Here is an 8,574-nt window from a genome sequence, read left to right as displayed (position 1 = left end):
AACAGTGGTATTGGTGATCGGTCTGTCGCTATATGACATCGCTATCCGTTATATGGCGGGCAGTGGAAACGTTAATGCTGCCAATTTTGGTGATCCCATTAATTGGATCGTCGCTGTCGTTACGTTACTCACTGTTTTAATTGCTGCACAATTTGGTAAAGGGGTGATTAAGCTCTCAGCCATTATTGTGGGCATTGTGGTGGGCTATTTGCTCTCCCTATCGCTGGGCTTGGTTAGTTTCGACAACGTCGCCAATGCATCCTGGGTAGCCGTTCCTAAACTAATGCCGTTTGAGATGGAGTTTCACACAGCGGCTATTGCTTCGATGGTCGTCATTTGTGTTATCAACTCCGTACAAACTATTGGAGATTTATCTGCCACAACCGTTGGCGGTATGAACCGTGAGCTAAAAACAAAAGAGCTTACCGGTGGCCTGCTCGGCAATGGTTTAACCACTACCGTCAGCTCTTTCTTCGGTGCCCTGCCCACGTCCACGTTCAGCCAGAATGTTGGCATCGTAGCCATGACTAAGGTAATTAGCCGATACGTACTGGCGCTGGCAGGTATTTTTATGATTCTGGCGGGTCTCAGTCCGAAATTCGGCGCAATGATCACGACGATTCCTTACCCCGTTTTAGGTGGTGCAACAATTACCGTGTTTGGCATGATTACTATGACTGGCATCCAGTTGCTGGTTAAAGATGAGATGTCTGCACGTAATATGACCATCGTCGGCCTTTCCCTAGCACTAAGCTTAGGTATCGCTGCAGAGCCATCAGCTATCGAGCAGTTTCCTGCGGTATTAAGAGATTTGATTGGTGGCGCCCCCATCGTTGTGGCCGCCATTACGGCTTTCACGCTGAATATCGTCCTACCCAAAAAATCTCTTTCAGATGAGGCTAAGGAAAGAGAAAAAATTGCTAACGAAGATAAAGACACGAAAGACGAAGCCAATAACCAAGGTAATAACCTTAGCCAACGTAGCGTTCATGCCGAATAATGATGTGTTAATTAGCTACAAGATCATCATTTAAAAGTCTTTATTAAAATCATCATTTAAAACATGTACGACGCTTTAGAACTGCCGCTAGCCCGGCAGTTCTATTTCTCTATGCAGAACATAATAATGAGACTAATGGAGTGACACATGCACCGCTTAAACAATCTAACAATGAGAATGAGCTGGTCACTCGTTTTATTCTCTTTTCTGACATTACTGCTACTACTGAGTGGCACCGGCCTCTACGCGGTCAATCATAGTCAGGAAAGCATCGAGCAATTTACCAACGTCAATGTCAATCAACAATCGACACTGAACAGAACCAATTCATCGATACAAAATGTACGTTTACAAATGGGCCGCCTGTACGAAGAGCTGCTAGAGGCGCACCCTTCTCTTACTGCCGTTGAAAGACGCCAACGAGCGGATGAAATGCGTAATCTGCTTGAAAGCGCAGACAACGTGTTCGCGGAATTTCTTTCTTTATCATTCAACCCGTCTCATGAGCACTTCATTCGTGAAATAGAGAGTAGCTTCAATAGCATGATGAGTAATCAGCTACTTCCTCAACTTGACTCACTTTATCAAGGGGAAACTGCTGGCTACCAACGCCTACGCAATGGTACCCATGATGCCTATGACACTTTTTATCAAGATGCCGTTAATTTTTTTCATACGGTAGAAGACGAAGGTAATAAGCGTTTGGATAACTTCTCGTCAGTGGTCAACTTAGCTAATTCAACTATTGTCAGTGTATTCATCATCGCGCTAATCATTACTGCCATTGTCTACTGGGGCGTAAGCGTCAACTTAATTCGCCCAATGCAACGCATCAACGAGCACTTTCAACATATTGCTAAAGGCGATCTTTCTAGAGAAATTGAAGTGCATGGCCGAAATGAAATCGGCATTCTCTTCAACTCGCTACGCAACATGCAAAAAGATTTGTTGGAAACGGTGGCAACCGTGCGCCATAGCAGTGAAGAGGTTTTTGCAGGCGCACGGGGAATTGCGCTAGGCAACCAAGATCTCGCCTCGCGAACCGAGCGTCAGTCCGCGTCATTAACACAAACTGCCTCCAGTATTGAAGAAATGACGGCCACCATGGAACGCAACAGTGACAACGCAGCGCAAGCTAGCCGCGTTGCTCAAGAAGCTGCGCATAATGCACAGCAAGGTGGTGATGTCGTGACTCATGTGGTTAGTAAAATGCATGAGATACGTCATAGCTCGCAACAGATTACCGACATTATTGGCTTAATTGACTCAATCGCTTTTCAGACCAATATTTTAGCGCTCAATGCATCAGTTGAAGCAGCCCGAGCAGGTGAACATGGTCGAGGATTTGCCGTGGTAGCCAGTGAAGTTCGCCTGCTGGCAACCCGCAGCGCTGATGCCGCAGCAGATATACGTCAATTGATTGCAACGTCAGTAAGCCAAATAGAAGCAGGCACTCAACAAGCGGATTTAGCCAGTGAGTCAATGATCGCCATTATGGAATCCGTTAAGCGTGTTACCTCTTTGATGGATGAGATCGCAGTCGCTAGCGAGGAGCAACGTGTTGGCATCAACGAAGTAAATAGTGCTGTTGGCGAAATGGAGCAGACGACTCAACAGAATGCCGCCATGGTGGAGCAAGCCAGCACCTCCGCCACTCAGTTAGAGCATGAAGCTGAACGGTTAACCGAGGTTGTGCTTAGGTTTAAACTCAACGCTAGCGGTGAAAACACCCAATCACATGTTCAACTGACTTCGCTAACTCACCAAGCCATACCTTGCACATAGAGCCAAACGCCATATACTGTATATATAACCATATATGGCAACTCTAGTCTGTGCAGAGGTGGCAACTAATGGCTTCTTCCCCTTTCAGCGCTACCGTGTATAAAGGGCGTGGTGCGACCTACGACCCGCATAACCGCTTTTCGCCAACTTGCAGCGTGGTAGAGGATGACGGCTGGTGGCATGAAGAGGCCACTACTTCGCTTGCAACGAAGATACGCGAGGAACCCAGCAAGAGCGCGCTTTCCTGGAACCAATCGCCGGACTTGCCTTTTGACCGCTCACTCAACCCTTTTCGCGGCTGCGAGCATGGCTGTATTTACTGCACAGTAAAGTGATGTTGTTGTTACCGCAGGTTCTACTACAGTTAAGTGTAGACTCTCTACCTGCCACATGAAGGACATTTGCTAAATGGCAAAGGTCGAATGGTATCGCGGACAACGCTTAAAAATCGGTGTAGCAAATGAAGCCGTTCAATATGACCCTCAGGGGGGCATAATTGATATGCCCGCTATTATTCAGACAGACGGTTCGGTGTGGGTAGCAGCAACTATTTATTTACGACGTAAATCTCATGAAGCTGAAGCTACGGGCGCCTCACAGAAAACTGTAGAAAAACATGCTGCTGCACTTGCATCGTATTGCTCCTTTTTAGAAACCGAAGACTTACAGTGGAACGAAATCCCAAAAGAAAAAAGTCAGCGACCTACCTACAGGTATCGAGGTCATGTCATGAGGCGCATCAACGCTTCTGAACTGGCCAGGTCCACTGGCGCTCATAATATGTCTGTGATTCGCGCATTCTATTTGTGGGCTATACATACAAGAATCCTGGATGCCACGGCATCAGAACCATTTATAAACTTGGAGGTAACTGTTCGTATAACGAATAGATTTGGGCTTGAGCGATCATTAAGAGTTCTCACATCAGATTTGGCAATCAGACGAAACACTGTTGCTCAGAAAGGTGTCGAAGAGGGATGTATTCCCATTAAAATTTCAGACAGAAATAAACTTCTTCTTATTTGTGAAGAATATTTTAGGTTAGAGTTCTGTCTATTTATGAAGTGTGGTTTTTTTTCTGGAATGAGAAATGGAAGTATCATCAATTTAACTCATAAAGCTCTACGCAATCATTTTCCTTCATCGGAAATTCCTGGCTGGTATGCCATTTCAATTGGGCCTGAATATGGTATTGCAACTAAGGGAGGTGTGACATACCACCCTTCAATGCCAGAGCCATTACTTCGCGAACTCCTTCAATACTGCATGTCTGTTCGTCGATTAGCTCGCGTCAAGAAAGCAGACAATGACCTAAAGGATTTAATCTTTCTGAATCAATTTGGAAAGCCACTTACAACTCGTTCATTCGGCCCTGATATGACAAAATTGCGCCTAATCGCTAAATCGAATGGTCTACGACTACAGCGTTTCTACTTTCACTGTACACGCGCAACTTTTGGAACAGCATTTGTAATAGCATCTTTGAAGGCGGGACATAAGTCCAATTGGATTCTTCCAAGGCTTATGCGGTTAATGGGTCACTCAACTGCACAATCAAGCATGGGCTACATCGACTTTGTTGAAGACGACCATATCATGGAGTCGGATATTAATGCGTACAGCGATTTTCTTGACCTCCCTCGCGAGAGGACATTCTAATGGATCACACGTACCAAGATTTTGATCTATGGACTTTCGAAGATATAGCATCCTCTGGTCGGAAAATTTCAGTAAATCTGCAGCCTTGTCTTTATCACGGTTTTTCTTCCATTGATTTCCGAATTTTTCGGCGGTTAGACCTGAGTGAACTCCCTCCTTTAGAACAAGGCCGATTTGACGTATTGAGTGCTTTAGCTATAGCCATCAAATCTTGGAATTGCAAGCCTATTACTAAAACAGGATATGCCGGAGCCTTAAAGCGATTCGTAAAATGGGTTGATGAACAAGACTGCGCACTTTCAAGGTCATCAATTGTTTATTTACTTGCGCGCTATGAAAGCAAGGTTAAATATGACACAAATACTGTCAAGATGATAGCCACTGGACTAGGGCTAACAGAGCACGAACGATTACAGTTATTTCCTCAAAACACTATAGCACGTGAAATAATGGACAACTGGCTCTTCATCTATGAAGATCAAAGAGGGGTTTATCAATCAGATTTTCTGCGACTTTGCTTTCAATGCGACAGCCTAATCCCGATTCAAAAATTTGCCACTGTCCGTGATAAGCGACTCAGCCAAATTGCAATTGACTTCTCTGGACGCGTTGAACTGGTAAGAATGCTGCGTGAACAATTTGCTGCGCACATAGTCTCTAAATCCCACAGCGTAAGTAGTCTTTCCTCCCTATGGGAAAAGTTGTTGAGTTGGTTCAAATGGGCAGATGAAACAGAGCAAAACTTAGAAAAAGTACAGCAGTTGAGTCCCTTAAAAATTATTCAAAGCATCTAGTTAGACGATGGCAAGCAGGCCGTATTAAGGCTACTACGGCTCACCAGAAAATTTTACCTGTAGTTAATCTATTATCTAGTGTGTTGGGTTTATCATCTTATCAAATCAAGTTAAACCTTGCCTTACCCCGCTTACTGGAGTCTGGACTAACCACTAAAAGGCTCGGCCAAGCTGAACTTCACGAATTCTGCGCTAACCTACATATATTAATTCGCTCTCTCCCTTCTGAAACTCTACTTACCCATATTACCGATCCATTAACAGTTAAATTATTGATAAAAGGAAAATTTCACGACCATCAGCTACCAGAGCCTTATGCAAGGCTTGATACCCCTGAATGCGACTCGCGTATTGCCAACTTACCCCTAATTCAACTTCGAATTTGGGCCGAAATGAACCGCTTTATCGCTTTTACGGGATGCAACCTGTCTATTGCTCAATCATTAAATTTAGGAAATTGGCGGGAGGAACGAGAAAACCTCATAGCTTTAAAGGCACGTGCTAACAAATTGGTTTCCATTCGCTCAAGTAAGCTTTATGCGAAACACATCGATGCTCATACCAATTTTTTACTCAAGTGTCTCCTCGTGCCTGTTAGTGACGACTGCCCATTATTTCCTAGGATTGTTACTAATTGTCAGGGTGATTCATCTCTTATCGCAAAAGCTCAAGCAGGATTGCTAGAAATAAATGTTAAACCACTCGATCCAAACGAAAATAAAACAAACATCCGCAAATGGCTATACAGAACTGGAATCACGGTTTATACCTCACGAACCTTACGACTAGCAAAGGCTACTTGGCTATTGCGACGTTACCATGGAGATCAGATTAGGGTCGCCCAAGGGATGGGAAACAAGCCGAGCACTGTGTACCGGAACTATGGAGGTAAAGGGAACCTAGAGCAGTCCATTCTTGAATGGTCGGAATTCTGGGCTTCAAGCCCATTACAGGCGGCGCTCACACCGGGAAAATGCAATGCACCTGGAAAATACAAACCTTTGGATGATCAGCCTGTAGCACCCTGTACGGAGGGAGCCTGCCTGAGCTGTCAAAACTATCGTGGCGAGGACAATTTCGATTACGTTCATAGGCTTTTAAGCTACCAATACTGTTTATCATTTCGAGCTTATGGCAACCCGGAAATAGCGAATTTAGGCGGATTTATCGACGAGATTATCAACGCCTATATTAAGCTCCATCCCGAGCATAAACTTAAAATCCTATTTCTAAAGCAAGTCATCGCGGAAAACCCTCATCCTCGTTTTACTGCACTTGCTCAGTTAGGAGAGGCTTTGTATGGAAACTAATCTTTACTTGCATCTCCAGTGGGCTGATGATTTACCAGTATCGAGTGTCAAAGGCACCGAAAATCCAGTTATCTCGGTCAATTTCAAGAGTGAAACGCTTAGTCGTTTCGACGACCCAGTCTGGTTTTTTCCATATAGCCGCCAGCGGCCTGCTGGCAAAAGATCAGTGATTTGGCCAGAAGGCAACGCTAGCGATGTGAAGGCAGCTAAGCAATTAGCACTCTTGCGACTCACGCATGGGACGAGTCTAGCCCCAAATGCCGCAAGAGCAATCTGCTCAATCCTTGCTTCACTGGTAGCTTATTGTGGGGAAAATAGAGTTGCTCTGACTGACTTGCACCGGCACCCTGCGGCTCTAATTGACTTCTGCCAGTTGGGGAGCACAGTCCAACGCAGGGATGTCATCCGTTCAATTTCGCGGATGGCTCTAGCTCTAAACAAAACCTTAGGCTGGACATTTCTCGAACACAGTCAGATTAAAGCGTTAAACGCGATTAAAACTATAGAACCTAAGCAGCACCCTGTCATACCGCTTCGCATCCACAACGAGCTAGATACTATTGCCCATGAAATTTTACAGGGCTACTTGGCTGTGGCCGATGAGTTTAAAGAGGTCATGGAAATTTGGGGGCCAGCCCCCCTCAAGCGTCGCCGCAAAGGTAAGCCGGCCCATTGGGGCTTTCTGATGTCTAGGTACCCCGCTCTAGCTGACAATTTTAAAAAATGGCAAGGAAGATCTATATCACCAGTAAGTTCCTACATTTACGTTATTCGCATAGCCGCTATTTGGGTAATAGCCAGTGGCAGTGGTGCGCGTAGAAGCGAAATTTTAGAGCTTAGACGAGGCTGCCTTACAAACGAATGGGTCGTCGATACGCGCTCCTACCTTCTCAGGTCGGGTACAAGTAAGACTCAAACAAACTCAAATGCGGTCTGGATTGTTTCACCTCGCCTAGTAATTGCTATCCAATCATTAGAAAAGCTTCTAGATACCTACGAAAGTGTACATCCAAATCCCCCAGTTATAACTGATCTCCTGTTTCAAGTATTCGATATTACATTCGGCCGTGAGCATAGTCCTTCTGAGGCGCGCATAGGTAAGCTACAGCACGGCTCGCCAATAGAGGGGATAGACTTCAAAATACTTACAACAGCAGCAAAAACTTCCATCACTGAAGACGACTGGGCCAAGGCCAAAAAGTTAACACCCAGCTTAAATAGAGAAAAATTCGGCCCGAGCAAAGCCTGGCAGCCAAGCATTCATCAACTGCGGCGCACGATCCTAGTATACGCTGCAGCCAGCGGTCTAATTAGTCAAGATAGCATTAGCTTCCAGGCCAAACACCAGACTTGGCAAATGGGCAATTACTACTGCCGTAACTTTTGGCACCTAGCCAGAAATGACAAGGACAACCCATTGGTGACCGATACTAATCAACGTGATGCAGAAGAATTTACCCAAATTTACGTCGACACCTACAATCGTGACAGAGAAGACATAATGGAAAGTTGTCGTCACTTTAGCCCCTACGGTGACGACCACAAACGGGCTATTATAAGCGTTACGCCATTGCTCTCAGTTGAGGAGATTCGTCAAGGGCAGGTTCGGGGGGTGCTCAAGGCCAATACTCTCGGTATATGCACGAAAGCAGATTACTGTGAATGGCAAAAAGCAATTACGGTACGGGGATGTATGACTAAAGCCGAAGGGAATGTCTGCTCTAACGCCATCATTGATAGTAAACGCCTATCAGCCCTCCGCCAGGTTCAGGAGCATTTACAGTACGAGCTGGAGTCCCTTCACCTTCGAGATCTTTTCGCTCGAGAGCAGATAGAAGCCGACCTTGCCGCTACCTCGCAGGCAATTGAATTGATTACACAGTACAATCGAGATCATGATGCCGAAAAAGACTGATACTCCTTTCTGGGTTAATAACAAGACAACAAAAGAACTGTGGGAAGCCTACATACGGATGATGGATGGAAAGCCCACGCGCGTAAACCCGGCTTATTCACGAGACTCACC

At 45.4% G+C, this 8,574-nt stretch carries 6 protein-coding genes and 1 pseudogene; all 7 read left to right on the top strand.

Annotation, left to right across the window (positions count from 1 at the left end):
* On the top strand, positions 1-1,000 hold a 1,000-nt coding region (locus tag INT22_RS13400), incomplete at its 5' end, for a uracil-xanthine permease family protein (RefSeq protein ID WP_226912724.1).
* A gap of 147 nt (positions 1,001-1,147) precedes the next feature.
* On the top strand, positions 1,148-2,785 hold the full coding sequence (locus INT22_RS13395; RefSeq protein WP_193068398.1) for a methyl-accepting chemotaxis protein: 1,638 nt from the start codon (positions 1,148-1,150) through the stop codon (positions 2,783-2,785).
* A 68-nt stretch (positions 2,786-2,853) separates the two neighbouring features.
* Positions 2,854-3,108: pseudogene (locus INT22_RS13390) on the top strand (PA0069 family radical SAM protein); the annotation flags it as partial.
* A gap of 85 nt (positions 3,109-3,193) precedes the next feature.
* A complete protein-coding gene (locus INT22_RS13385; RefSeq protein WP_193068397.1) occupies positions 3,194-4,444 on the top strand; it encodes a site-specific integrase in 1,251 nt (416 codons plus the stop codon).
* Positions 4,444-5,238 (top strand): hypothetical protein, encoded by a 795-nt coding sequence (locus tag INT22_RS13380; RefSeq protein WP_193068396.1) that lies wholly within the window; start codon positions 4,444-4,446, stop codon positions 5,236-5,238. Before INT22_RS13385 ends, INT22_RS13380 begins: the two co-directional genes overlap by 1 nt.
* An 80-nt stretch (positions 5,239-5,318) precedes the next feature.
* Positions 5,319-6,548, top strand: a complete 1,230-nt coding sequence (locus tag INT22_RS13375; RefSeq protein WP_193068395.1) for a hypothetical protein — start codon at positions 5,319-5,321, stop codon at positions 6,546-6,548.
* Entirely contained in the window at positions 6,538-8,463 is a 1,926-nt protein-coding gene (locus tag INT22_RS13370) for a hypothetical protein (protein WP_193068394.1), read from the top strand. The genes INT22_RS13375 and INT22_RS13370 overlap by 11 nt, the downstream gene beginning before the upstream one ends.
* The last annotated feature ends 111 nt before the right edge of the window (positions 8,464-8,574 follow it).

The sequence above is a fragment of the Halomonas sp. 3D7M genome, from assembly GCF_014897885.1.
Classification (GTDB): domain Bacteria; phylum Pseudomonadota; class Gammaproteobacteria; order Pseudomonadales; family Halomonadaceae; genus Vreelandella.
Note: the sequence above shows the minus strand (reverse complement) of the source record. Positions and strands in the feature narration are given on the sequence as shown.

Coding starts and splice junctions, on each gene's coding strand:
- INT22_RS13370 (WP_193068394.1), top strand. CDS start 6,538: ATGGAAACTAATCTTTACTTGCATCTCCAGTGGGCTGATGATTTACCA.
- INT22_RS13380 (WP_193068396.1), top strand. CDS start 4,444: ATGGATCACACGTACCAAGATTTTGATCTATGGACTTTCGAAGATATA.
- INT22_RS13395 (WP_193068398.1), top strand. CDS start 1,148: ATGCACCGCTTAAACAATCTAACAATGAGAATGAGCTGGTCACTCGTT.
- INT22_RS13385 (WP_193068397.1), top strand. CDS start 3,194: ATGGCAAAGGTCGAATGGTATCGCGGACAACGCTTAAAAATCGGTGTA.